The organism is Streptomyces sp. NPDC005195 (assembly GCF_040608315.1).
Classification (GTDB): Bacteria; Actinomycetota; Actinomycetes; order Streptomycetales; family Streptomycetaceae; genus Streptomyces; species Streptomyces kaempferi.
Genome location: NZ_JBEXHZ010000005.1, coordinates 102,023 through 126,735 on the forward strand (window position 1 = coordinate 102,023; position 24,713 = coordinate 126,735).

Here is a 24,713-nt window from a genome sequence, read left to right on the forward strand (position 1 = left end):
GGCCCCCTTGCGCGAGCGGGGGACAATGGACGGTGGCCCACCCACGAAGCGGGCCCCTGAACCGTACGAGGAGGAGAAGACATGGCGGAGCCCACGCCGCGTCGGAACGAACCGCGGCTACGCCCCGCGCCCCTGCTCTTCGAGCCCGCGGAGGCGGCCGGTGACCCGGAGCACTTCTTCGATCTCGAGTCGATAGACGATCCGCGGGCGCTGCTGGCACGGGCCACGGAGCTGACGCTCGCCTTCCGGGCGGCGGCCGACAGGGCGCTGGAGTTCCAGGCCATCGCCGCGGCACAGCTCGCCGATCCCCGCCGCTTCGACCGGCTCACGACGGCCGACATCGCCGAGCGCGCCGAGTGGACCGAGGACTACGCGAAGAAGATGGTCGAGTTCGGCCGTGACCTGCTCCGGGGGGCGGACGGCAACGGACACGGGCACGGGGTGGGCGACCACGCCTGAGCCGCGCGGCGCGACCGCCGGGGGCCTGCCCCCGGCATCCCCCGGCATCCCTCCGGCACCCCCTCGCGTCCCCGGCCGCAGACGGCCTCCTCGTGGCAGGTGGACGGCACCCGCAGGCTCCCCTGGCATACGCCGGCGGCGGGTGACATACCCCACTCCCGACCTTCCTGTCCCGATTTCCCGCAACCCTCGGGGACGGGATGCTCACCGACGGTAGACCTTGTCGTCATGAGCAGCACACGGAACACCGCCGGCACCTCCCCCCACGCCACCGGCGCCGGCGCCCCGCTGTCCGACCGGTTCGACGCCGCGCGCGTCACCGCGGACGGGGCCGCCTGGCTCGCCTCGGCAGGAACGTACCCGCGCAGCACCCTCGCTCTCTGGGAGGACCGGCCGACCGCGCCGGTGGTGCTGCCCTGCGGCACCGCTTTCGACGTCGTCAACGCGCCCGCGATCTTCGGTCGGCGGATGCTGGACCGCCTGTGGGACGAGGGGCCGGGCTCCGGCCCGGTGGCCGTGTTCCGCGGGCGGATGCTGCTGTTCAGCGCGCCGGGCACGGCTCAGCGACTCCCGTCGCTCCTGGAGTGGGAGGAGTGGGGTTCCCGCGGCGCCGAGGGCTCATGGGACTCCTGGGACTCCGGCGCCCTCAACGGCTTCGACGACGGCGACGGCGACGGCTTCGGCGACCGCATCGGCGACATCGACAGCATCCATGGCGTCCATGGCGTCAGCTTCCAGGACCCGTGCGAGCCCATGGGGCGGCGCGGCGGTCCGGGTGACGCCGGGCCGTCAGGCGCCACCGGACGACCCGGCTTCACCGGCGATCCGGTCTGTCCGGGCGGCCTGGGACGCGTCGGCGCGATTCCTCCCCTGCTCTGTCACGGCACCGGCGACGCGGTGACCGTCCCCGCTCCGGGAGACGGCCGTACGACCGGCGCCCGTACGACCGGCGACCGCACCGGCGGTACCGGGCCGGACCCGGCCGCCCGTCCCGAATCCCGCTGGCTGGTGGCCCCCGACACCCGGCATCCCTGGCTCCCCGGCGCCGAGATCCTCGTCTGGGCGGCCATCCGCGCGGCCCGCGCGGCGGCCTCCGCCGCGGTGCGGATATCGATTTTTCCTCCCGCCGATCAGGATGCTAAGGTCTACGACGTCAGCAGGCGCCGCTAGCTCAGTTGGTTAGAGCAGCTGACTCTTAATCAGCGGGTCCGGGGTTCGAGTCCCTGGCGGCGCACGCTAGCGATGGCGAGGCTTGTTCGCGGAAACGTGAACGCGCCTCGCCATCGCCATGTCCACGGCGGCTCAGCCCGTCGTGATCTTCACCGTCCACTCCCCCGCGGCCGTCCAGTCCTCCACCTCGACGCGCACCTTCTCGCCGGGGACCGTGAACTTCTCGCCGAGCCCCACCGGCGCGTCCGCGAGCGGCGGGTAGACCGACTCGCCCCAGCAGGACTCCGAGTGCGGATGGGCGTCGACGACCTGGATCGGACCGTCACCGGAGGCGGCCCCGCTGCGGACCCGGTAGATGAGGATGCCCTGCGTACAGGTCGTCCCGTCGTTGCCCGCCGAGCCGCGCGCCTCGAAGGCGAGCGCGCTGTCGGGCCCCGTACGGACGACCGCCAGTTTGGTTCCGCGCCCGGAGCCGAAGACCGGGACTCCGGAGCCGACGGGCACGGGACCGGGAGCGCCGCCGGAAGCGCCGGAAGGGCCGGAGGTGTCCGCCGCCGGGGAGCCCCCGGCGGCCGGTGCCCCCGCCGCGCCCACACCGGCCGCCGGCGGCCCGGAGCCCAGCGGCTCCAGCGTCAGCCGTGTGCTCCTGTGGGCGCCCACACACACCACCTGCCGCGGCTCCAGCCACCCCAGCTTCCACTTGTGCCAGCCGAACAGATCCGGCGCGAGGCCGAACTGGCTGCCCATGAGGTCCCAGTCGCCGACGTACGTGTCCCAGTCGCCCTTGCCGTCGGAGGGGCGGTGGTAGAGGTCGGGCAGGTCGAAGACGTGCCCCGTCTCGTGGGCGAGGACGAGCCGGTCCGGCGGGTGCTTCTCGAAGACCGTGACGACGCGGCCGATGTCCTTGCCGTCGGCCCGCAGGGGGGTTTCGAGGTTGACGACCTTCGTCGCGTCGGAGTCGACGCCCGGCGCGTCCGGATCGGCGACGAAGTAGACGATGTCGTAGCGCGAGAAGTCGACCTGCCGGTCCGCCGCACCGATCGCGTCGCGCAGATAGGCCATGCGGCGCGCGGCGTTCCAGTCGCGCCGCATGGCGTACGAGGTGGAGGCGTGCGGCATCCGGATCCAGTCGCGCTGGGGATGCGGGCGCAGCGTGAACTTTCCGTAGGAGGCGCGCTCGAAGAAGCGGCTGGTGGACGGGAAGTAATCGCCCGTCAGTTCGGCCGGGGTGGTGCGTGGGCGGGAGTCGGGGAAGGAGAGGAAGACCAGTACCGCGTCGAGGGGACGGGTGGGGCGCGGATAGGCGGCGTTCCAGACGTCCAGCCCCTCCGAGTGGTGGGCGTCGGTCCGCTCCAGGGCGCAGGGGGCGAAGAGGGGTTCGGCGAGGGCGGGGCCCGTCACCAGGGACGTCGCGACCACCGCCGCCAGCGAGGTGAACGCGGCCGCGGTACTGCGCCAGCGGGACGCCCCCTGGGGAGCGAGACCCAGCAGGACCTCACGGGCGAGACTCCTCAAGGGGAGCTGACGCGGCACGTCGACCTCCGGGCGCGGATTTCGGGACACCGCACCCAGCTTGTGTTACTTCGTACTATTTTGCCCTGTTTGTCTGCACCAGAAGAGTGAGGGGTCGCGTGCCACCGACCTCCCGGCCGACACCCCGAACACTCACGGAACGTCACATATGATCGCCAGGCGAAGGATCCGGTCCAGATGCAGGCAGAAACGATCTGTCAGAACGGGTGGTTGTTCGGGGACACTGGAGAGTGGCTGCAAGGCCCCGAGGGCAGCCTCTATGATCGGCACACTTTCCTGCACGGACACGGCTTGTTCGGCCGTCCAGCACCGGCCGACCACTCCGAGCGACCCATACGAAGAACGAGTGCACTGCGGGAGCGAGCGGTGAGCGGAACGTCCGAAGGGCCGGCGCCCGCGGCAGACCTCGACCGGCCGGCCGTCACAGAACGTCACACCACTACATCTCCTCGTACGTCCACCGGATCGCCCTCCGGCGCATCCGCACCACCCGCCTCCCTGTCCGTCCCCCCATCCGCCTCCCTGTCCGTCCCCCCATCCGCCTCCTTGTCCGGCGCACATGTCCCGGCCGAACAGCTCCCCGACCCGGCCGGGCGCCCCGGGCACCCCGGGACGTCACCGCGCACGTTTCGCGCCGCCTTCGCCGCGGCGCCGCTCCCGATGGCCGTCGTGGACCGGGAGGGCCTGGTCGTCACCGCCAACGAATCGCTGAGCGCGCTGCTCGGCTTCGGATCCGGCGCGCTCGCCGGACGGATCGCCGCCGATCTGGTGGACCTGGCCTCCGACGCCCGCACCTGGCACGCCTATCGGGAGGTACTGCGCGGCCGGCAGGCCCGGCTGCGCTGCACCCGGCGGCTCAAACATCCCGACGGACACTCGCTGTGGGTACAGGTGACGGTCGCGCCGCTGCCCCCGGACGAGGAGGCGGTGCTGCTGTCCGTCACAGACCTCAGCCCCCGCCGTGAACTCCAGGCGCGGCTGCGGCACTTGCAGATGCACGACCCGGTGACCCGGCTCCCCAACCGCACGCTGTTCTTCGAACGCCTGACGTCCGCGCTGGAAGCGGGGGCGTACGAGGACGGCGGCACCGGCCGGATCGGACTCTGCTATCTGGACCTGGACGGGTTCAAGGCGGTCAACGACACGCTCGGCCACCGGGTGGGCGACCGGCTGCTCGCGGCCGTCGCCGAGCGGCTGACGCGGTGCGCCGACGCCGCCGGCTCCGGGCGAGCGGCCACTCCGCTGGTGGCCCGGCTCGGCGGCGACGAGTTCGCGCTGCTCGTCGAGGGCTCCACGGGCACCGACCAGGTGGCGGACCTCGCCGAATCGGTCCTGACGTCACTTCAGGCGCCGTTCGACCTCTCCGGCCGGCGGCTGTCGCTCTCCGCGTCGATCGGGGTCGTCGAGCGCCGCGCCGCCGGGACGACCGCGACCGGTCTGATGCAGGCCGCGGACACGACGCTGTACTGGGCGAAGGCGGACGGCAAGGGCCGCTGGACGCTCTTCGACCCGGAGCGCAACGCCCACCGCATGACCCGCCAGGCACTCGCCTCCACCCTCCGGGCGGCCGTCGAACGGGACGAATTCGCCCTGGAGTACCAGCCGTTGGTGGGCATGGAGGACGGCGGCGTACGCGGCGTCGAGGCGCTCGTACGCTGGAACCACCCGCAGTTCGGCATGCTGACGCCGAATCGGTTCATCGGGCTGGCCGAGGAGGACGGTTCGATCGTGCAGCTCGGCCGCTGGGTGCTGGCCACCGCTTGCAGGCAGGCACGCCGCTGGCAGCTGGACCATCCCGACGCGCCCCCGATCTTCGTCAGCGTCAACGTCGCCGTACGGCAGGTGTGGGACTCCGACCTGGTCGCGGACGTCGGCGACATCCTCGCGGAGACCGGCCTCGCCCCGCAGCTGCTCCAGCTGGAGCTGACCGAGTCGGCGGTGATGGGCTCGGCGGGCCGGCCGCTGCAGGCCCTGCAGGCCCTCAGCGACATGGGCGTCCGTATCGCCATCGACGACTTCGGCACCGGCTACTCGAACCTCGCCTACCTCAGCCGGCTGCCGGTCTCCGTCCTGAAGCTGGACGGTTCCTTCGTCCGCGGCTTCCAGTACGACGCCCATGACGGCGGCTCCGCCCGGCCCAGCCCCGCCGACGAGGTCATCGTCGAGGCGCTCATCCAGCTCGCCCACCGGCTGGGCCTGACGGTGACCGCCGAGTGCGTGGAGACCGCCTCCCAGGCGTCCCGGCTGCGCGGCATCGGCTGTGACACCGGACAGGGGTGGCTGTACTCCCGTCCGGTGGCGCCGGACCGTATCTCCGCGCTGCTGACCGCGGCCTGCGCTCAGGCCTGAGCGCTCGGGTCCGCCGGGGCCTCCTGGCCGGGTCCGGCCTTCGGCAGCCCGTAGACGTCCGCGATCAGTTCGTACGAGCGCAGGCGTATGTCGCCGCTGTGGGCGTTGCCCGTGATCATCAGCTCGTCGGCGCCGGTGCGCTTGTGGAGGTCGTCGAGACCCGCGCGGACCTCGTCGGCGGTGCCGTGGATGACGTTGGCGTTCCAGGAGGTGATGAACTCCCGCTCCATCGGCGAGAAGGTGTACGCCTCCGCCTCCTCCGGGGTCGGGACCAGGCCGGGGCGGCCGGTACGCAGACGGACCATGTTCAGCGCGGCGGCCATCACCTGGCGGCGGGCCTCCTTCTCGTCGTCCGTGGCGAGCGCGGAGACGCCGATCAGGGCGTACGGGGAGTCCAGCACCTCGCTCGGCCGGAAGGACTCGCGGTACAGGTCCAGGGCCGGGATCGTGTTCTGCGCCGAGAAGTGGTGCGCGAAGGCGAAGGGGAGGCCGAGGACACCGGCCAGGCGGGCGCTGAAGCCGGAGGAGCCGAGGAGCCAGACCGGGGGGCGGTGCGGGGACTGGACACCGCCGGGCGAGGTGGCCTGGACCGGACCGGGTACGGCGTGGATACGGCCGTAGGGGTGACCTTCGGGGAAGTCGTCGTCCAGGAAGCGGGTCAGCTCCGCGAGCTGCTGGGGGAAGTCGTCGGCGCCCTCGCCCGGCTGGTCGGTGCGGCGCAGGGCCGCCGCGGTGGCGCCGTCCGTGCCGGGGGCGCGGCCGAGGCCCAGGTCCACCCGGCCCGGGGCCATCGCCTCCAGGGTTCCGAACTGCTCCGCGATGACCAGGGGAGCGTGGTTCGGCAGCATGACGCCGCCGGAGCCGAGGCGGATGCGGGTGGTGTGGGCGGCCAGGTGGGCGAGGATCACCGCCGGTGAGGACGAGGCCACGCCCGGCATGGAGTGGTGCTCGGCCACCCAGTAGCGGTGGAAGCCGCGGGATTCCGCGAGGCGGGAGATGGCGACGCTGGTACGGAGGGCGTCGGTGGCGGTGCGGCCGGCGCCCACGGTGACCAGGTCCAGCACGGAGAGGGGTACGGGGGCGGTGCCCTGGGCGGTGCCTCGGATCTCGTCCGTGTTGTCCGTCGCGTCCACCGGGGGGCCTCCTGATTGCGTACGTGGTGCGGTCCTTCCTCGCGGAACAGGAGACAGTCCCCGCTTATTCCCGCCCACCGGCGTTCGTCGCATCCCGTACCTGGGGGCTGCGCCCCCAGACCCCCGCCTTCGCCCGAAGGGCTCGTCCTCAAGCGCCGGACGGGCTGGATAAGCGGGCCCGCGCACCACCGGCCCGTCCTGCGCTCGAGGACGAGGCCGTCCAGGCCGAACAGGGGTCCGGGGGCGGAGCCCCCAGGTACAGGACGAGACAACCCGGGGTCAGGACTGGACCAGCGGCTCCCGGGTGAAGAGGGCGCCGAGGGCCGGCGCGTTGACCCGGCGGTCCGCCAGCCGAAGCGCCTCCCAGACACTGACCTGGTTCGCGGTGAGCACCGGCTTGCCCAGCTCCTTCTCCAGCGCCGTCAGATGAGCGACCGTGTGCAGGGCCGTGTCCGGCAGAAGCACCGCGTCGGCATCGGCGTGATCCCCGCCCCGCGCCAGCGCGAACACCTCCGCCTCACCCCACGTCCCGACCTCCGCCCCCGTCACGATCCCGGACGCCCGCACCGAGACCACCTCCACCCCGGCCTTCCGGAGAAAGTCCGCGAACAGCTCCGCCACGTCGTCCGGATACGTCGCGGCGACGGCGACCCGCCGCGCCCGGATCTCCCGTACGGCGTGCGCGAAGCCGAAGGACGTCGAGGAGGCCGGCAGGCCCGCCGCGCGGGCCAGGGAGCGCACCTGCTCGTGGGCGCCCTCCCAGCCGTACACGAAACTGCCGCTGGTGCACGCCCAGACCACCGCCTCGGCCCCGGACAGCCGCAGCTCCTCGACGCCCGGCGAGAGCCGCTCCAAAGAGCCCATCTCGAGCAGGGCGTCCACCCGGTGCGCGTCCTCGCCGATGTCCGTGTGGATCAAGGGCAGCCGGATGTCGCTGCCCAGGAGCTGCTCCATACGCGGGTAGTCGTCCTCGGCCGAGTGGCCCGGGTAGAGGAATCCGAGTGCGGTCATGTCCAGCCTTCCTGTTCTTCCGGCAGTACAGGAGCCCCGTGCGCGGACTGTCCCCCAGAGCCTGAGGGGCGGGGAAGACGTCCCCGGACCAGCCGCTGGCGCGGGCCCACTGCCCGGGTACCCAGATGACGCAGCGCCGCCCACATCGTCACCTGGTTGGCCGAGATGACCGGAATGTTCAATTCCGTCTCGAGCTGGGCGATGACGTCGTACGTCGGCAGATTGGTGCAGCTGATGAAGAGCGCGTCCGCCGGGCCGTTCCGGACGGCGCGGTGGGCCATGTCCACCACGTCGCGGTAGGGCACCTTCCAAATATGCCTGGTCAGGCCCATGAAGGCACGCCCGGTGACCTCCGTGCCCGCCTCGGCGAGGTACTCCTCCAAGGACTGGGTGACCGAGACCGTGTACGGCGTCACCAGGGCGATCCGGTGCGCGCCCAGCTCGGCCAGGGCCTCCAGCAGCGCCCCGGACGTGGTCAGGGAGGCCACCTCGCCCGCCCGCCGCATGGCCTCGCACATCGCCCGCTCACCCGCGACCCCGCCCACGAAACTGCCCGAGGCGCACGCGTACGCCACGACCTCGGGCGCGACGGCGTTCAGCGCCCGGACGGCGTCGCCGAGCGTCTCGTGTTCGGAGACCAGGCGTGCCAGGTCCAGGCTGACCTCGACCGGCACGAACGGGGTGCGCGTGACGTGCAGGGAGACGTCGTCCGGGACCCAGCGCCACAGTTCCCGGTCGAGGGCGAAGTCGAAGGGGGCGACGACACCCACCCCGCGCTGCGGGCGGGGACCGCCCAGAAACGAGATGTCCAGGGAGATGTCCATGGCAGCACCGGCCTCACGAAGGCGGAAGGTGGGACCCACGCGGAGGCACCGACGGACAACAGACCGTGCGCGCCACCGTGTTGACGAAGGTAGGTTCGGGTGCGAGCGTGGTCAATCCGCGCATCTCAGACGGCTCCGGCCCCGCCCCGCTCCCCCGGCTTCGCCCCCCTCGGCCGGGTCCCGCGCACGCCCGTCCCCGCCCGTCCCCGCACTCCCGTCCCCGTACGCTCGCCTCGCAGCTTCGTCCCCGTACGCTCGCTCCGCAGCTTCGTCCCCGCAGGTTCGTCCTCTCAGGAAAGCGGACTCGCATTGCGAAACGGTTTCCCCCGCGCGCCCCGCCCCGCGACCGCGTCCGCCCCGCTGTCCGCCACCGCGTCCGGGGACCGCACCACGCTGCTCGTCCTGGACGCCGAACCGCTCCCCCGCCTCGGCAGGCTCACCGGCCGGGTGCGGATCGAGCACGCCGACGAGTCGACGCTCGCCGAGCGGCTGCCGCGCGCGGACGTGCTGCTGGTCTGGGACTTCACCTCACGGGCGGTGCGGCGCGCCTGGCCGGGTGAGGGCCGGCGGCCGCGCTGGGTGCACACGGCGAGTGCGGGCGTCGACCATCTGCTGTGTCCCGAACTCGCCTCGTCCGACACGGTGGTGACCAACGCGCGGGGCATCTTCGACCGGCCGATCGCCGAGTACGTCACCGCGCTGGTGCTGGCGATGGCCAAGGACCTGCCGCGGACCTGGGACCTGCAGCGGCGGCGGGAGTGGCGGCACCGGGAGTCGCAGCGGGTGGCGGGCACCCGCGCCTGCGTGGTCGGATCCGGGCCGATCGGGCGGGCGATCGTCAAGTCCCTCAAGGCACTTGAGGTGACGACGGCACTGGTGGGACGGACCCCGAGGACCGGGATCCACGGACCCGGGGAGCTCGACCGGCTGATGGCACGCGCCGACTGGGTGATCTCGGCGGCGCCGCTCACCGAGGCCACGTACGGCATGTTCGACGCCCGGCGCTTCGGGATGATGCAGCCGTCGGCCCGCTTCATCAACGTCGGGCGCGGGCCGCTGGTCGTCGAGGACGCGCTCGCCGAGGCCCTGTCGAAGCGGTGGATCGCGAGCGCGGCCCTCGATGTCTTCCAGCACGAGCCGCTCGGTCCGGACAGCCCCCTGTGGGACGTCCCCGGGCTGATCGTGTCACCGCACATGAGCGGGGACACGGTCGGCTGGCGGGACGAACTCGGCGCGCAGTTCGTGGAGATGTACGAGCGCTGGGAGGCGGGCCGGCCGCTGCCGAACGTGGTGGACAAGAAACGCGGGTACGTGCCCGGACACTGAACCGCCGAACTTCCTGGAGGGGCAGGCCGATGACCGAACTCACCGAGCTGACCGCGGTCCGACTCGTCGACGGCTACCGCACGGGCGAGTTCGGCCCGGTGGACGCGGTGCGGGCGGCGCTGCGCAGGGCCGAGGAGGTCCAGCCGGCCGTGAACGCGTTCGTCCGCGTCGACGCGGACGCGGCGCTCGCGCGGGCGGCGGAGTCCGCGGACCGCTGGCGGCGGGGCGAGCCCGCGGGGCTGCTGGACGGCGTCCCCGTCTGGGTCAAGGACATCCTGCTGATGCGTGGCGGCCCGACGCTGCGGGGCTCGAAGACCGTTTCCCCGGAGGGTGGTTGGGACGAGGACGCGCCGTCCGTCGCCCGGCTGCGCGAGCACGGCGCCGTCTTCCTCGGCAAGACGACGACACCCGAGTTCGGCTGGAAGGGCGTCACCGACTCACCGCTGTCGGGGGTCACCCGCAATCCGTACGACGTCTCGCGCACGGCGGGCGGCTCCAGCGGCGGCAGCGCGGCGGCCGTCGCCCTGGGCGCGGGACCACTGGCGCTGGGCACGGACGGGGGCGGCAGTGTGCGCATCCCGGCCTCCTTCTGCGGGATCTTCGCGCTGAAGCCGACGTACGGGAGGGTGCCGCTGTATCCGGCGAGCCCCTTCGGGACGCTCTCGCACGTGGGGCCGATGACCCGGGACGCGGCCGACGCGGCGCTGATGATGGACGTGATCAGCGGGCCCGACGCCCGTGACTGGTCGGCGCTCGGGCCGGTCGGCGGTTCCTTCGTGGACGCGCTGGAGGGCGGGGTGCGCGGGCTGCGGGTCGCCTACTCGCCGTCCCTCGGCGGGCAGGTCGCGGTCCGCCCGGACGTCGCGGCGGCCGTGCGGCGGGCGGTGGAGCGGCTGGCCGCACTCGGCGCGTACGTCGTGGAGGCCGACCCCGACGTCAGGGACCCGGTGGACGCCTTCCACGCCCTGTGGTTCGGCGGAGCGGCCCGGGTGGTGCAGCGGCTCGGGCCGCGGCAGCGGGAGTTGCTGGACCCCGGGCTCCGGGAGATCTGCGGGGAGGGCGCACGGCTCAGCGGCCTGGACCATCTGGCCGCCGTGGACGTCCGGATGGACCTGGGCCGCCGCACGGGCCGCTTCCACGAGTCGTACGACGTGCTGGTGACGCCGACACTGCCGATCACCGCGTTCGAGGCGGGCGCCGAGGTCCCGAAGGGCTCCGGGCACCGGCGCTGGACGGGATGGACCCCGTTCACGTACCCCTTCAACATGACGCAGCAGCCGGCCGCGTCGGTCCCGGTGGGCACCGACGCCGCCGGGCTGCCCGTGGGCCTGCAGATCGTCGCCGCCCGTCACCGTGACGACCTGGTCCTGCGGACGGCGCACGCGCTGTACGAGGCGGGGGCGGCCGGGGTCGCTCCGCCGCCCGGCTTCGCTACGTCCGCCGGAAGCTGAGGGTCTCCCCCAGCGCGCCGGAGCGCCACAGGTCGTTGCAGGCCTCGGCCATGGTGTCGAGGCCCTCGACGATCTCGCCCCAGACGATGCCGGGCACCCAGCCCACGTCACCGTTGAGCAGCAGGTTGTTGCGTTCGTAGAAGACGGCGAGGTCGACGACGGTGGTGCCGGGGCGCACCTCGGTGTCGTAGCCGTACGCCTTGGTGCCCAGCTCGGTGCCCGCGAAGGCGAAGTAGCAGAGATCGCCGGGGACGGGGGTCACCGTGGGGTTCTCCAGCGGGGGTTCGGTGGCCGCGAAGGGCGGGAACAGGGCGTAGATCTCGTTGCGCGCGTACTTGGCGTGATAGACGTCACCAGCCAGGGGGAGGGCGTCCCACACCGCCGCGCAGGTGAGGGGTGCCCGGTCGTCGAGCAGTCTGGCCGTGCAGTGGACTCCCCGCTTGACCAGGGAGACTTCGATGTACCGGTCGGTCATGCGCTCGGTCATGCGTTCCATGGTCCCGCCGGGGTCAAGGGCGCCTCGTCGACGGACGGGGTGCGCGGTGGCCGGAATGGATCGTGTGGACCCGGGTAGCCGCGCCGCCATGGCTCCACCACTACGCAATGACGGAAGAGACGGGCCCGGTGCGCGATCTCGAGGACCGAGCCGGCGGGCGCTGCTCACGGGTGTCTCGGCGCTCGGGGCGGCCGGCGCGCTGGGCGCCGCGGGCTGCAGCCGGGTGGCCACGGCCGCCGGTACGGACGGCGGCGACCTCCTCGGCCGGCTGAGGGCGCAGGGTGTCGTGCGGCTGGGCATCGCGGGCGAGATCCCGTTCGGCTACATCGACAGGAACGGTGAACTGACCGGCGAGGCGCCCGAACTCGCGAAGGCGATCTTCAAGCGCCTGGGGGTCGGCCGTGTCCAGCCGGTGCCGACCGAGTTCGGCTCGCTCATCCCCGGGCTCGACTCGCAGCAGTTCGACGTCGTGTCCGCCGGGATGTACATCAACCCGGAACGCTGTCAGCAGGTCGTCTTCTCCGACCCGGACTACCAGATGCTCGACGCCTTCGTCGTGCGCCAGGGCAATCCGAAGGACCTGCACGACTACAAGGACGTCGTGGCGAAGAAGGCCAGGTTCGCGACCGGCACCGGGTACGCCGAGATCCAGTACGCCGTCGAGGCCGGGTACGAGGAGAGCGACATCCTGATCGTGCCTGACCAGGTCGCCGGGCTGAACGCCGTCGAGGCGGGGCGCGTCGACGTCTTCGCCGGGACCGCGCTGACCGTCCGCCAGGTGGTCGGGAAGTCCCGCAAGGCCGAGAGCACCGAACCGTTCGCGCCCCTGGTCAAGGGCAAGCCGCACGTCGACGGCGGCGGCTTCGCGTTCCGTTCGGCCGAGACGCGGCTGCGGGACGCCTTCAACGGGGAGCTGCGGAAGATGAAGAAGAGCGGCGAGCTGTTCCGCATCCTGCGGCCGTTCGGCTTCACCAGGGCCGAGATGACCGACATGACCGCGAAGGAGCTCTGCCGCGGATGACCCCGGGACTCTGGGAACTCGTACTCAAAGGGATCTGGGTCACCCTCCAGCTGCTGTTCCTCGGCGCGCTGGTGGCCGGAGCCGTCTCCTTCGTGGTGGGCGTCGCGCGCACCTCCCGGCGGTGGATCGTCCGCTTCCTCGCGGGCCTCTACACCGAGGTGTTCCGCGGGACCTCCGCGCTGATCATGATCTTCTGGGTGTACTTCGTGCTGCCGCTCGCCTTCGGCTGGCAGCTCGTCCCGCTGTGGGCGGGCACGCTGGCGCTGGGGCTGACGTACGGGGCGTACGGCAGCGAGATCGTGCGCGGCGCCCTGAACGCCGTCGACCCCGCCCAGCGCGAGGGCGGCATCGCGCTCGGCTTCACGCCCTGGCAGCGGATGCGGCTGATCCTGCTGCCGCAGGCGGTGCCCGAGATGATCCCGTCCTTCTGCAACCTGCTGGTGGAGCTGCTCAAGGGCACGGCCCTGGTCTCGGTCATGGGCATGGGCGACCTGGCCTTCAGCGGCAACCTGGTGCGGCTCGCGCTCCAGGAGAGCGCGGAGATCTACGCGTACATCCTGCTGATCTACTTCCTGATCGCCTTCGTGATCACCCGGCTGATGCGTGTCCTGGAGCGGCGGCTGAAGGCCGGGCTCGGCAGGGCGCCCGAGCGCTCCGCCGCCACGCGGGAGACGCGCCGCGCCGGAGCGAGCGGAGTGGGCGCGACGAGCGGAGGTGCCTCATGACCCGGTACAGGACGGCCGACGCGGGAGGTGTCGCATGACGTGGGACTGGAGCGCGGTCGGTGATTTCATGCCGCTCTTCCGGGACGGCCTGCTGGTCACCCTGAAGGCGCTGGCCCTCGGCTCGTTGATCTCCTTCGCCCTCGGGCTGGTGTGGGCGCTGCTGATGCGGGCGCCGACCCGCTGGGTGCGCTGGCCGGTGGGGGCCGTCACGGAGTTCGTGCGCAACACCCCGCTGCTGGTGCAGCTGTTCTTCCTCTTCTACGTGCTGCCCGAGTGGAACATCACGTTCTCCGCGCTGACCACCGGGGTCGTCGCGATCGGGCTGCACTACTCGACGTACACGATGCAGGTCTACCGGGCCGGTATCGAGGGCGTGCCGGCCGGTCAGTGGGAAGCGGCCACGGCACTCAACCTGCCGCTGCGGCGCACCTGGACCGCGGTGATCCTGCCGCAGGCGCTCCGCCGCGTGGTGCCCGCGCTGGGCAACTACGTCATATCGATGCTCAAGGACACGCCGCTGCTGATGGCGATCACGGTCCTGGAGATGCTCGGCGAGGCACGGCTGTACTCGCAGGAGCACTTCCAGTTCACCGAGCCCCTCACGGTCATCGGCGTGGCCTTCATCCTCATTTCCTCTCCCGCTTCCCTCCTTCTGCGAGCCCTGGAGCGACGTCTTGTCCGTTGACACCGACAACCAGACCCCCGACACCCATCACCAGGAGACCCGGGAACTGATCCGGTTCGACAGGGTCACCAAGCGCTTCGGGGACAACACCGTCCTGGACGGGCTCGACTTCCGTGTCGAGCCCGGCAGGCACGTCACGCTGATCGGGCCCTCGGGCTCCGGCAAGACGACGATCCTGCGGCTGCTGATGACCCTGGCCAAGCCCGACGAGGGGACGATCACGGTGGCCGGGGAGCGGCTCTTCCCGGCCGGGGAGAAGCAGGTCCGTGAGGTCCGCAAGAAGATCGGGATGGTCTTCCAGCAGTTCAACCTGTTCCCGAACATGAAGGTGCTCCGCAACCTCACCGAGGCGCCGGTCACCGTCCTCGGCCTGTCGAGGGACGAGGCCGAGGAGCGGGCCCGCGAGCTGCTCGACCTGGTGGGCCTCGCGGACAAGTGCGACGCCTACCCGAGCCAGTTGTCCGGCGGGCAGCAGCAGCGGGTCGCGATCGCGCGGGCGCTGGCCATGCGGCCGCAGGTGCTGCTGCTGGACGAGGTGACGTCCGCGCTCGACCCCGAGCTGGTCGCGGGGGTCCTCGACGTCCTCCGTGACATCGCCCGCACCACCGACATCACCATGCTCTGTGTGACCCACGAGATGAATTTCGCCCGTGACATCTCGGATCAGGTACTGATGTTCGATTCGGGCCGTGTCATCGAGGCCGGTCCGCCGGAGCGGATATTCGGCGATCCGGAGCACGAACGGACCCGGGAATTTCTCAGCGCGGTCCTGTGACTACAAGGAGTGAACGCGGGAAGGTGCGAGGTCCGACCCTCGGCGCATGCCTGTCGGGCCATGACCCTGGCATATGCCAGGGAGTCACGCCGCTGCTGAGAGCACCGCGAGGGACGAACATTCTGGTCAACAGCCCCTCCTCGTCCACCGTTTGACAGTTATCGTGGAGAAGCTCAGCTGTCCGGACCGAGGACCCAGGAAGCGCAGGGGGAAACCGTGGCGCTGATGAACGAGCCGACCGCGCCGTACCACTCGGCCCAGGACGCCCTGCGCGTCCTGGAGGCGGTGGCCCGGCACTCCGGCGGCATCACCGACACCGAACTCGCCCGCAGGACACGCCTCGGGCCGGACCGGCTGCCCGCCCTGGTGCGGATGCTGCGCCGGGAGGGGTACGTCGAGCAGATCACCGACGGCGTGTTCGTCGCCGGTGCCGCCCTCGGCAGGCTGGACTCCGCTCACGGCCGCGACCTGGCGCTGCGCGAGCAGCTCCAGCAGACCATCGACCGACTGCGCGACTCGGTGGGCGCCGCGATCTACATCAGCCGCTACATCGACGGCGAGGTGCAGGTCACCCAGTGCGCCGAGAGCCCGGCGACCCCCGCGGTCAACGAATGGGTCGACTTCCGTTCCGCCGCCCACGCCAGCGCCGTCGGCAAGAGCCTTCTCGGCCAACTCGACCTCAACGCCCGCCGCGACCACCTCTCCCGTCACAGGATGGCCCGCCTCACCTCGCGCACCATCACCGACGAGCGGTTGCTCCTGTCCCGGCTCGACGCCCAGCCGCCGACGGTGCCGGTGCTCGACCTCCAGGAGTACGCGATCGGCACGGTCTGCGCGGCCGTCCCCATCACCGCGGGCTCGTCGGTCGGCTGCCTCGCCCTGTCCCTCCCGGTCGAACACGCGCACCGGCTGCGCCGGGCCGCGGACACCCTGAACCGCGAGGCGACCCCGGTGCTCGTGTCGCTCGCCCTCTAGCGCCCACCCTTCGCGCCGGCCACCCGGCGGGTAGGGGCGGACCCGACCCGGGTGGTCCTGAGCACCCCGCCGGACCAGGTACTATTTCTTTTGTCGCCGACCGCGTAAGCGGAAGGCGAGAGTCATGCGCCGCTAGCTCAGTTGGTTAGAGCAGCTGACTCTTAATCAGCGGGTCCGGGGTTCGAGTCCCTGGCGGCGCACAGAATGAAGGCCCTCCACACCTGTGGGGGGCCTTCACGCATGTCCGGGGTCCGGCTCAGCCCGCCGTGACGAACTCGGTCAGCACCCGCGCCAGCAGACCGGGGTCCTTCGCCCCGCACAGTTCGCGGGCGGAGTGCATCGACAGACCCGGTACGCCCACGTCGACGGTGGGGACCCCCAGCCGGGCCGAGGTGATCGGTCCGATCGAGGTCCCGCACGGTATGGCGTTGTGGGAGACGAACGGCTGCCAGGGCACCGACGCCCGCTCGCAGGCCGCGGCGAAGACGGCGACTCCGGTGCCGTCGGTGGCGTACCGCTGGTTGACGTTGACCTTGACGACGGGGCCACCGTTGGGCAGCGGGTGGTGGTCCGGGTCATGGCGCTCGGCGTAGTTGGGGTGCACGGCGTGCGACATGTCGGCGGAGACGCAGAAGCCGCCGGCGAGGGCCCGGTGGAAGTCCTCGGCGCTGCCGCCCCGCGCGCCGACGGACCGGCCCAGCACCCGCTCCAGCAGCGGTCCCTGGGCCCCCGACCAGGAGCCGCTGCCGACCTCCTCGTGGTCGAAGGCGGCGAGTACGGGGACGTACGCGGGCGGCCGTGCGGCGGTCGCGGCGGCGACCAGCGCGGTGATGCCCGCGTGCACGGAGATCTGGTTGTCGAGGCGGGAGGAGACGAGGAACTCCTCGTCCGCGCCCAGGTAGCCGGGCGGCTGGATGTCGTGCAGCATCAGGTCCCAGCCCAGGATGTCGGCGACCTGGGCGTCGGCCTCGTCGGCTATCCGGCCGAGCAGGGCGCCGGGCCGGGTGCCACCGAGTCCCCACAGCGGGGTGAGGTGCCGCTGCGGATCCAGCGCGACACCTTCGTTGACGCCGCCGTCGAGGTGGATGGCGAGCTGCGGCACACGCAGCAGTGGCCGGTCGACGCGGACGAGGCGGCTGGAGCCGTCCCGCATCGTCAGCCGTCCCGAGACGCCGAGGTCCCGGTCCAGCCAGGTGTTGAAGGGCACACCGCCGTAGACCTCCACGGCGATCTGACGCCAGCCCGCCGTACCGGTGTCCGGTTCGGGCTTGATCCGCAGGTTCGGGGAGTCGGTGTGGGCGCCGACGATCCGGAACGGCGTACGGGCCGGAGCACCTTCGGGGACGTACCAGGCCAGCAGCGCTCCCGCGCGGACCACGTACCGGCCGCCCTCGGCGCCGGCCGCCCAGTCGTCCGTCTCGCGCAGCTCCAGGAAACCCGCCTTCTCCAGGCGCTGGGCCGCGTTCGCGACCACGTGGTAGGGCGAGGGGCTGGAGCGGACGAAGGACAGCAGATCGTCGCTGTGACTGCGGTCATGCGTGGGGGACATGGGCGCTCACGCCTTTCGGGAAGGACCGACGAGGGTCGAGGAGCGGGTCGGCGCGCCGTCCGGCCGAGTGCACGGTTCGGGGGGACGGAGGACGGGGCGCCGGGGAACTCCCGGACCGTGGCGGGGTGCCACGGTCCGGCGGACACCTGGGGAGGGGGGCGCGGTGGCCCGGACCGGACCGCCGCACGGGGAGGGACCGACGGCGGGGTCACCGCGGGACACGGGCGGGGTGTACCGCCGGCCCCGGCGTCAGCCGCCGAAGCCCGGCACCCCGGTTAGCAGGAGCATGACAAGAATGGGGGCGGGACCCACCCGCGGCGTGCCGCCCGGCGGCCGTCACGGGCACCGCGCCATGAACCGTCCGGGCCGTCCCAGCGACCCGAGGGACCTGCGTGGCCTGGGTGGCCTGGGTGGCCTGGGTGGCCTGCATGGCCTGCGTGGCCCTCATGGCCCTCATGGCCCTCATGGCCCCGACCGTCCCGGCCCCCCGGGCCCCCCGGGGCGCGCGCGGACGGCCGGTCGCGCCCGCGCGGGGCGGGGCGGTGCCGACGGCCTCCGTGACCCGGATCCGGATCAGGTGACGCATGTTCCCTCTTTCCTCGACGCGGCGCCGTCCTCGGCACGCGCGACACGGGTGTCCGGGTGTCCGGGTGTCCGGGTGTCCGGGTGTCCGGGTGTCCGGGTGCATCCTCCCCCTGTCGGGCGGCGGGGATTCCTCCGTCGGCCGAGACCTCCCCACGGCGCTGCCCGGCCGTGCGGACAGACCGGTACACACCATCGGAACGAGGAGGAATCCGAGGTCGCGTCAGCCCCGCGCCGCCGGCAGCAGGTCCTCGCGCCCGCGCGCCCGGTACTCGGCCAGCAGGCCCCGCACGTCCGCCTGCCCGAGCACGCGGTAGGCCGGCTCGCCGGGCGGCCGCCACCACACCGGGTCGGCGCAGCGAAAGCCCGCGCGCCGCAGCTCCGCCCGGTGGATCTTGTTGGTGGCGGTGACCGGCATCCGCTCCACGATCCGCACGAAGCGGGGCGCCATCTTGGTCCCCAGGTCGGACTGCCCGGCCAGGAACGCGGCGAAGGCGTGCGGGTCGAAGGGGACACCGTCGCGCGGCGCCACCGTCGCCATCACCTGGTCCCCCGCCACCGGGTCCGGCACCGCGTACACCGCGACGGCCGCCGCGCCCGCGTACCGGGCGAGGATGTTCTCGATCATCGCGGCGGCGAGGTTCTCACTGTCGACGCGCAGCCGGTCGTCCGTGCGGCCGGCGAAGTAGAGGAACCCGCCGGAGTCGCGGTAGAAGAGGTCGCCCGTCCAGTACCAGCCGTCGCGCCGCCGGGCCAGGTCGGCAGCCGGGTTGCGCCAGTACCCCTCGAAGGGGCTGGCTCCGCGGTTCACCAGTTCCCCTATCGCCGCACTCCCGTTGAGCAGCCGGCCGTCCGGGCCGAAGACGGCCGCGGGGCATTCGGTGCGGGTCTCCGGGGCGACCACGGCCAGGTCGTCGCCGGATGCCGCCCGCCCGATCGCGCCCGCCGGAGTGCCGGGCGTGCGCTGGATGGCGGCCCCGCCCTCCGAGGAGCCGTATCCCTCCACCAGCCGCACACCGAAGCGCTGTTCGAAAGCGGCCGCGTCGACCGCGCCGGCCTCCGTCCCGAATCCCGTCCGCAAGGGGTTGTCCCGGTCGTCGGGACGGGCGGGTGTGGCCAGCAGGTACTGGACGGCACGGCCGACATAGGTGAAGTACGTGGCTCCGCAGGCCCGTACGTCCGGCAGGAAACCCGACGCGGAGAAGCGGCGCCGGAGCGCGACGCGCGCGCCAGCCGCCAGCGCGGGCGCCCAGTCGGCGATCACCGCGTTGCCGTGGAACATCGGCATGCAGATGTAGTGCGTGTCCTGCGGGCGCACCCCGAAGTGGTCGGCCAGTGAGCGTCCGGCGGCGGCCAGCCGGCCCTGGGTGCAGATCGCGGCCTTGGGGGCGCCGGTCGAGCCGGAGGTGAAATAGAGGAGGAGGCGGTCGTCCGGCGACACGGACGACACCTCGGGCCGCACCCCGTCGTACGGCGCGAGGAGATCCTCGTACGCCTCGGTGCCGGTCACCAGGACGCGGACGCCGGGGAGTTCGAGGCCGTCGAGGAGCGGCAGCCGGGTCCGCTCGGTGATCAGGACCCGGCATTCGGTGTGCAGGATGTCGCGGGCCAGTTCGGGGCCGCGGCGGGTCGGGTTGATCCCGGCGACGGCGGCGCCCGTGAGGGCGGCGGCGCTCAGCCACATCGGATACTCGGGCGTGTTGTCGAGCAGGACACCGAGGTGCGGCTCGGCGCCCGCGGGCAGCAGGTCGGCGAGGAGGGCGGCCCGCGCCGCCGCGGCCGCCGTCACCTGGTGATGGCTCAGGACCCGCCCCTCGAACCACAGCCCCGGCCGGTGGTCGCCCCACCGCTCCAGTACGAGTTCCGCGACGGTTCGCCTCATGAACTCCATGAAGGCGCACCATAATTGACGTGTCGTCAGAAGGGGAGTCCCATGCCCTCGAACTCGCCTCCTCCGACCCCGGCCGAGTCCCACGCCGAGGAGAACTCGTGGTAGGCCACGATGAAGCCGACGCAGCCGAGAACGACCACCGCGCAGAAGACCAGGACGAAGGCCGCGCCCGCCAGCAGCGCTCCCCGGCGCGGCGCGTGGGCCGTCGCCTTCTCCGGGCGGTCGGCGGTGTAGTGGACGGTGACGATGTCGCCGTCGACGATCGTCGCCGGGCCGTTCGGCTCCTCGAAGCGGATCGTGCGGCCGTCGCGTGTCATGAACTCGTACACGTGGTGCAGCGTGGTGGACACGGAGGTCTCGCCACCGCCGCTGATCGTCGCGTACGAGCGCAGACAGCGCGCCTCCGCGGTCAGTCCGCTGTCCCAGGCGCGCCGCACGTCCAGCGACCGGCGGATCACGGTGACGGCCATGAGGACCGCCCCGGTCATGATCAGCGCAGGTATGACGTAGAAAACGACGTCCATGACATTCCCCCGATTGTCAGTTCAGCTCCACGCACGCCGACATGGTCATGACGACGTGCGTGGAACCTACCCGTGGGGGGTGGACCGGCGCCTCAAGGGAGGCTCAGAACATCCGCGCTCGGTACCTTCAGAACGTGACGTCCGCGCACGAGTAGAACGCGTTCGCGGTGTCGGCGATCGTCCACACGCCGAGGATGACGTGGTGTCCGCTCAGACCGGTCGGCAGGGTGCCGGAGTGGGAGAGCGTGGACGGTGGGCGCTGGCCGTTGTAGGGGACCGTCAGGAACGGTGTGGTGTTCAGGTCGGCCCGGGTCAGCGCGTGGTTCTGGTTCCAGCCGGGCTTCGTGACGAAGTACTTGAAGTCGGTCGTGGCGTGCACGGCCGTGAACTGCCAGCGGAAGCTGTAGCTCTGGCCTCCGGTGACCCTGGTCGTGGGCCAGGCGCCGCCCGAGGGAGTCTTGGGCTGGTCGAGCTGGCCGAAGTTGGTGTGGTTCGCGGAACAGATCCGGCCGTCCGCCGGGCCCGCCGCCGGGAAGCCCTTGGGGCCCTCGACGCTCTGGGGCTCCCACTGGATGTCACCGCAGTTGGCGACAGTGCCGCCGCCGGCGCACATCTTCTGCCGGCTGAGGGGCTGGTCGGTGTAGCCGTGGGCGCCGGCACTGCCGGTGGAGAGCGCGAAGGTGCCCGCGGTGGCGAGGCCGACGACGGCCGCGTACCACTTGGCGTTGTTCCTGGTCGTCCGTATGCGCATGCTGCCGCTCCTGGAGGACGTGGGGGAGGTTCTCGTGAGCCGTGCGCGCGTTTTTCAGGTCTAGACCAAGTCCCAGATTATTGCGCCTTCTTGAACATGTCCAGACCAATCACACACGTCGGCCGGGGCCCGTCGTCCGGACCAGGTGACGCCGGTGCGCGGTGCCTGGCCGGCCGCCCCGCGTCCCGCCGCGTGATCCGAACGGCGGGCCCCCTTAGGAGCCCTCCTTGCGCCCGGTGCAGAACGCCACCGTCAGGTCCTTCACCAGCGCCTTGCGTTCGTAGTCGTCGAGTTCGACCAGACCGCGCAGGGTCAGCCGGGTCACCGTGTCCTCGACGGAGTCGACGACGGAGTCGAGCACGGAGTCGCGGTACCGGGCGTCCAGGGCGGCGATCCGGTGACGCTGCATCACGGCGGCGATCTCGGGCGCGTACTCGATCCGGGTCGGCTGCGCCGAGAACACCTGCAGGCCGACCGGCGCCGCGTCCTCGGCCACCAGCCCGGTCAGCGCCTCGCCGACGGCGTCGGTGTTGCGCAGGGTCAGGTCCTTGACCACCGAGGGCGGCAGGTCCGCCGGCAGCCGCGTGAGCACCCGCGACAGCGCCGCCTCCACACACTCGCGCAGATACGTCTCATGGTCCTCGACCCCGAGCACGGCCCGCGCGGTGTCCTTGATCCGCCACACCACGAGCACCACCACCCGCAGCGCCACGCCGTTCCCGTCGACCACCGGCATCGGCTCGCTGCGCCAGTGCCGCAGCCGTACGTCGGCCCGGCGCCGGATCACCAGCGGGTTGATCCACATCAGGCCGGTGCGCCGTACCGTGCCGCGGTAGCCCCCGAAGAGACCGAGCACCCAGGCCCGGCCGGTCCGCCCGCGGGCCAGACCGCCGAAGCCGAACAGGCCGAGCGCGCCCGCTCCGGCGTAGGCGCCCAACTGCGCGGGCCCGAGCCCGGCACCCGCGTGCCCGGGCAGCCCGAACGCCTGCCCCGCGGTCGACGGCAGCGACCCCGCCCACCAGGCGGTGAGGACGCATCCGGCCACCCCGCAGGCCCCGGCCAGCACACCCGCCACCGCGGGCAGCACCCGCGCGGGCCGCTCCACCAGACCGGGATCGACCTCGGGCACCGGGCGCACGGCCCGGCCCGACGCGTGCCGGCGCACCCGTGACCGCTCGCGCTCCCCCTCGCGCACCTGTGCCCGCAAGGGGACGGTGGTGTCCGGCTGCCGCTCCACGACGGCGGGCGCGAGCGGCACGGGTACCGGCTCGGGCTCGTCCCGGAAGAGCAGGTGGACGGGGATCTCGGTGGTCACCTCGTTGTGGATGAGCCGGGCGGACCGGATGGCACCGCTCTCCGGAGCCCCCTCGGGCTCCGGGGTGGGTGAAGTGGTCGAAGTCATACCTGCCTCCATGCCTCCGCGCGTGGAAGTGCGATCACGGACCGCGTCGGGACCGTGGACCGTGCGGCCCCGTCAGGGACCCCCGTGACGCCTCGGGGACCTGCGCCGCGCCCGGGTTCCGTGCCGCTGCGGGGACCCGGTCACGAGAAGACCCGCCGCCAGGTCTCCGGACCCGGACAGCCGTCGGCCGTACCGCCCCGCCAGCCCTGCGCCCGCTGGAAGGCCTCGACGGCACGCCGGTCCGACTCGCCCCAGTCAGGCCCGGGTCCGTGCGGGTAGTAGGCGCCGAAACCCTTCTTGACCAGCTGCTTTCCGAGCAGGGTGACGTACGCGTTGTGCGCGCCCGGCCGGAACATCCCGCGCCCGGGAAAGACGGGAACGGCGGCGGACGGCGCCCCACCCGCCCCCGCAGTACTTGCGGTACTTGCGGTACTTGCGGTACTTGCGGTACTCGCGGTGCCAGTAGTCCCCGTCGTGCCAGTAGTCCCCGTGGTACCAGTAGTCCCCGTCGTGCCAGTAGTGCCCGTCGTGCCTGCCGCGGGCGGGATGTCCCGGCCCTTCTTCTCCACCAGGTACGACCAGGTCCGCGGCCCCGGCAGTCCGTCCGCGCCGGTCCCCTTCCAGCCCTGGGCGAGCTGGAACGCCTGGGTGGCCCGCCGGTCCGCGTTCGACCAGCGCGGCCCCGGCCCCGAGATGTAGAAGCGGCGCCCGCCCCGCTCCACCAGAAGCCGGCCCAGCTGGGTGACGTACGCGTTGTTCGTACCGGGGCCGAAGGCGGACGGCCCCGGGTAGGGGGTGGTCTTGGTACCCGGCACCGAGGGCTGCCCGCCGCTCGCGCCGTCGGCCAGCCCCCTGTGGCGGTAGGGCAGATAGTGGCTCGAGTTGCTCCAGTACGCGTACGGCGTGGACTGCCGGCGGGTGTGCGGGCGGGTCTGTTCGTAGGCGATGTAATACGTGTGCGTGTAGTCGGTCCAGCCGCCGAAAAGGACGACGTGCGAACCGTTCTGGGGGTCCGCCGGATTATGGAAGAGAAGAATGTCGCCGGGCTCCAGTTGATCGCGGGAAATGCGTACGCCGAACGTGTCGAGACTGCCCGTCCATTCGTTTCCCGGCAGATTCCAGGCCATCGAGACGAATCCTGAGCAGTCCTGCCGGTATCCGTCCGCCCAGTACGCGCTCATGCTGTACGGCACCTGCGCGGTGATCCACGTCTTGGCCCGGTTGATGATCGCCGCACGGGTGGTGGCGGGCACCTCGACCCCGGTCCCCGGCTTCGCGGGACTGCCGGCCGGCCCATGCAGCGGAGCCTCGCCACCCTGCGGCGTGTCGGGCTCGTCATCTGCGGGGTCGCCCGGCCGTGCGGGTCCGTGCACGGCGGCGACGGCCGGCACCGACGGGACCGCGACAAGGACCGCGCCCGCCGCCGCGGCGATCGCGAAGGCCCTGTGCGACACCGGGCGGCCGACCGGTCCCGGGAGCACGGAAGGGGCCGGGAAACGCCGTTGACGCGCGCATTCGGGGCAATCGCAGTCACTCGCGGGATCGAATTCCTCGAATACCGGAGTCTCCATGCGTCGCCCCTCACACTCCAGATAGAAATCTCCGCTTTTCTGCACAGTCGTCAGTTTCTCAACTGTCATCCGGTGGCGCATGTTGACGGTCCGAATGATGTACGGGGTCACGCGCGGGCGGGCCGGGCCGCGCCGCGGTCGGGAGTACCCGTTCGCGTCGGGTAGAGTTCTCGGGTCAGCAGGCGCCGCTAGCTCAGTTGGTTAGAGCAGCTGACTCTTAATCAGCGGGTCCGGGGTTCGAGTCCCTGGCGGCGCACCGACAGAAGGGCCCCTCGCCACAGGCGGGGGGCCCTTCGTCGTAGGGAGACATCCCCTCTTCGCACAGACGTCCCAATTAGAGCGTATGACCGGTTAACACCGCGTTTCACACCTTGCGATCATGGCGAGCGCCGTAGAACCCTGGGCGGCAAGGGACTGCCCGCACAGGGCAGTTGGGGGTTTGGCCGGTTGCGTTCGTGGGGGGCTGGGGGCCCCGCTCACGAACGGGTGCCGAGGGGGCGCCGTGCAGCC

21 protein-coding genes and 3 tRNA genes are annotated in these 24,713 nt (G+C 72.1%); 13 read left to right on the forward strand and 11 right to left on the reverse strand.

Going from position 1 to position 24,713, the window contains the following annotated elements:
* Nucleotides 1-81: 81 nt before the first annotated feature.
* From ABZV34_RS08260 to ABZV34_RS08270, 3 genes are all read left to right on the forward strand, one after another.
* Nucleotides 82-459, forward strand: a complete 378-nt coding sequence (locus tag ABZV34_RS08260; protein ID WP_148008554.1) for a hypothetical protein — start codon at nucleotides 82-84, stop codon at nucleotides 457-459.
* A 228-nt stretch (nucleotides 460-687) separates the two neighbouring features.
* Nucleotides 688-1,629: a hypothetical protein gene (locus tag ABZV34_RS08265; protein WP_356272508.1), complete on the forward strand. Its 942-nt coding sequence runs from the start codon at nucleotides 688-690 to the stop codon at nucleotides 1,627-1,629.
* Nucleotides 1,620-1,693: transfer RNA gene (locus ABZV34_RS08270), tRNA-Lys, on the forward strand. The genes ABZV34_RS08265 and ABZV34_RS08270 overlap by 10 nt, the downstream gene beginning before the upstream one ends.
* A 68-nt stretch (nucleotides 1,694-1,761) precedes the next feature.
* Here ABZV34_RS08270 and ABZV34_RS08275 read toward each other — a convergent pair.
* Nucleotides 1,762-3,192, reverse strand: a complete 1,431-nt coding sequence (locus ABZV34_RS08275) for a M6 family metalloprotease domain-containing protein (protein ID WP_356272510.1) — start codon at nucleotides 3,190-3,192, stop codon at nucleotides 1,762-1,764.
* A gap of 336 nt (nucleotides 3,193-3,528) precedes the next feature.
* On the opposite strand from ABZV34_RS08275, the gene ABZV34_RS08280 reads away from it, so the two are divergent.
* The gene (locus ABZV34_RS08280) at nucleotides 3,529-5,511 is read left to right on the forward strand and encodes an EAL domain-containing protein (protein ID WP_356272512.1); all 1,983 of its coding nucleotides are present in this window, start codon (nucleotides 3,529-3,531) and stop codon (nucleotides 5,509-5,511) included.
* Here ABZV34_RS08280 and ABZV34_RS08285 read toward each other — a convergent pair.
* The 3 genes from ABZV34_RS08285 to ABZV34_RS08295 all read right to left on the reverse strand — a co-directional run bounded on the left by ABZV34_RS08285 (nucleotide 5,502) and on the right by ABZV34_RS08295 (nucleotide 8,479).
* Nucleotides 5,502-6,644, reverse strand: coding sequence for an LLM class flavin-dependent oxidoreductase (locus tag ABZV34_RS08285; RefSeq protein ID WP_356272514.1), 1,143 nt, complete (start codon nucleotides 6,642-6,644; stop codon nucleotides 5,502-5,504). The two genes, ABZV34_RS08280 and ABZV34_RS08285, sit on opposite strands and share 10 nt — an antisense overlap.
* Nucleotides 6,645-6,923: 279 nt before the next feature.
* A complete protein-coding gene (locus tag ABZV34_RS08290; RefSeq protein WP_356272516.1) occupies nucleotides 6,924-7,655 on the reverse strand; it encodes a decarboxylase in 732 nt (243 codons plus the stop codon).
* Complete coding sequence (locus tag ABZV34_RS08295; protein ID WP_356272518.1) at nucleotides 7,652-8,479, reverse strand: aspartate/glutamate racemase family protein; 828 nt, start codon at nucleotides 8,477-8,479, stop codon at nucleotides 7,652-7,654. Before ABZV34_RS08295 ends, ABZV34_RS08290 begins: the two co-directional genes overlap by 4 nt.
* Before the next feature lie 360 nt (nucleotides 8,480-8,839).
* Between ABZV34_RS08295 and ABZV34_RS08300 the strand changes: the two genes are divergently transcribed.
* Nucleotides 8,840-9,805, forward strand: coding sequence for a D-2-hydroxyacid dehydrogenase (locus ABZV34_RS08300; RefSeq protein ID WP_356272828.1), 966 nt, complete (start codon nucleotides 8,840-8,842; stop codon nucleotides 9,803-9,805).
* A gap of 29 nt (nucleotides 9,806-9,834) precedes the next feature.
* Entirely contained in the window at nucleotides 9,835-11,256 is a 1,422-nt protein-coding gene (locus ABZV34_RS08305; protein ID WP_356272520.1) for an amidase, read from the forward strand.
* Here ABZV34_RS08305 and ABZV34_RS08310 read toward each other — a convergent pair.
* Entirely contained in the window at nucleotides 11,237-11,731 is a 495-nt protein-coding gene (locus ABZV34_RS08310; RefSeq protein ID WP_356272830.1) for a DUF3830 family protein, read from the reverse strand. The two genes, ABZV34_RS08305 and ABZV34_RS08310, sit on opposite strands and share 20 nt — an antisense overlap.
* A 109-nt stretch (nucleotides 11,732-11,840) precedes the next feature.
* Here ABZV34_RS08310 and ehuB point away from each other — a divergent pair, with 109 nt between their 5' ends.
* From ehuB to ABZV34_RS08340, 6 genes are all read left to right on the forward strand, one after another.
* The gene (ehuB, locus tag ABZV34_RS08315) at nucleotides 11,841-12,773 is read left to right on the forward strand and encodes an ectoine/hydroxyectoine ABC transporter substrate-binding protein EhuB (RefSeq protein ID WP_356272522.1); all 933 of its coding nucleotides are present in this window, start codon (nucleotides 11,841-11,843) and stop codon (nucleotides 12,771-12,773) included.
* Nucleotides 12,770-13,498 carry an ectoine/hydroxyectoine ABC transporter permease subunit EhuC gene (gene ehuC, locus ABZV34_RS08320; protein ID WP_356272524.1) on the forward strand — a complete coding sequence of 243 codons (729 nt, stop codon included), beginning with the start codon at nucleotides 12,770-12,772 and terminating at the stop codon, nucleotides 13,496-13,498. Before ehuB ends, ehuC begins: the two co-directional genes overlap by 4 nt.
* A 34-nt stretch (nucleotides 13,499-13,532) precedes the next feature.
* Nucleotides 13,533-14,183, forward strand: a complete 651-nt coding sequence (ehuD, locus tag ABZV34_RS08325; protein WP_356272526.1) for an ectoine/hydroxyectoine ABC transporter permease subunit EhuD — start codon at nucleotides 13,533-13,535, stop codon at nucleotides 14,181-14,183.
* Complete coding sequence (gene ehuA, locus ABZV34_RS08330; RefSeq protein WP_356272528.1) at nucleotides 14,173-14,958, forward strand: ectoine/hydroxyectoine ABC transporter ATP-binding protein EhuA; 786 nt, start codon at nucleotides 14,173-14,175, stop codon at nucleotides 14,956-14,958. Before ehuD ends, ehuA begins: the two co-directional genes overlap by 11 nt.
* A gap of 216 nt (nucleotides 14,959-15,174) precedes the next feature.
* Complete coding sequence (locus ABZV34_RS08335; RefSeq protein WP_356272530.1) at nucleotides 15,175-15,933, forward strand: IclR family transcriptional regulator C-terminal domain-containing protein; 759 nt, start codon at nucleotides 15,175-15,177, stop codon at nucleotides 15,931-15,933.
* 126 nt (nucleotides 15,934-16,059) lie between these two features.
* Nucleotides 16,060-16,133 (forward strand) — tRNA-Lys (locus tag ABZV34_RS08340).
* Between the two features lie 56 nt (nucleotides 16,134-16,189).
* On the opposite strand, the gene ABZV34_RS08345 is transcribed toward ABZV34_RS08340, so the two are convergent.
* The 6 genes from ABZV34_RS08345 to ABZV34_RS08370 all read right to left on the reverse strand — a co-directional run bounded on the left by ABZV34_RS08345 (nucleotide 16,190) and on the right by ABZV34_RS08370 (nucleotide 24,203).
* The gene (locus ABZV34_RS08345; protein WP_356272532.1) at nucleotides 16,190-17,482 is read right to left on the reverse strand and encodes a M18 family aminopeptidase; all 1,293 of its coding nucleotides are present in this window, start codon (nucleotides 17,480-17,482) and stop codon (nucleotides 16,190-16,192) included.
* Nucleotides 17,483-18,287: 805 nt separating this feature from the next.
* On the reverse strand, nucleotides 18,288-19,955 hold the full coding sequence (locus ABZV34_RS08350; RefSeq protein ID WP_356272534.1) for an AMP-binding protein: 1,668 nt from the start codon (nucleotides 19,953-19,955) through the stop codon (nucleotides 18,288-18,290).
* Between the two features lie 26 nt (nucleotides 19,956-19,981).
* The gene (locus ABZV34_RS08355) at nucleotides 19,982-20,479 is read right to left on the reverse strand and encodes a DUF3592 domain-containing protein (RefSeq protein ID WP_356272536.1); all 498 of its coding nucleotides are present in this window, start codon (nucleotides 20,477-20,479) and stop codon (nucleotides 19,982-19,984) included.
* Nucleotides 20,480-20,606: 127 nt separating this feature from the next.
* Nucleotides 20,607-21,230, reverse strand: coding sequence for a lytic polysaccharide monooxygenase (locus ABZV34_RS08360; protein ID WP_356272537.1), 624 nt, complete (start codon nucleotides 21,228-21,230; stop codon nucleotides 20,607-20,609).
* 214 nt (nucleotides 21,231-21,444) lie between these two features.
* Nucleotides 21,445-22,632: an SPFH domain-containing protein gene (locus ABZV34_RS08365; protein WP_356272539.1), complete on the reverse strand. Its 1,188-nt coding sequence runs from the start codon at nucleotides 22,630-22,632 to the stop codon at nucleotides 21,445-21,447.
* Between the two features lie 140 nt (nucleotides 22,633-22,772).
* A complete protein-coding gene (locus tag ABZV34_RS08370; RefSeq protein ID WP_356272541.1) occupies nucleotides 22,773-24,203 on the reverse strand; it encodes a peptidoglycan-binding protein in 1,431 nt (476 codons plus the stop codon).
* 182 nt (nucleotides 24,204-24,385) lie between these two features.
* Between ABZV34_RS08370 and ABZV34_RS08375 the strand changes: the two genes are divergently transcribed.
* Nucleotides 24,386-24,459 (forward strand) — tRNA-Lys (locus ABZV34_RS08375).
* Nucleotides 24,460-24,713 lie beyond the last annotated feature (254 nt).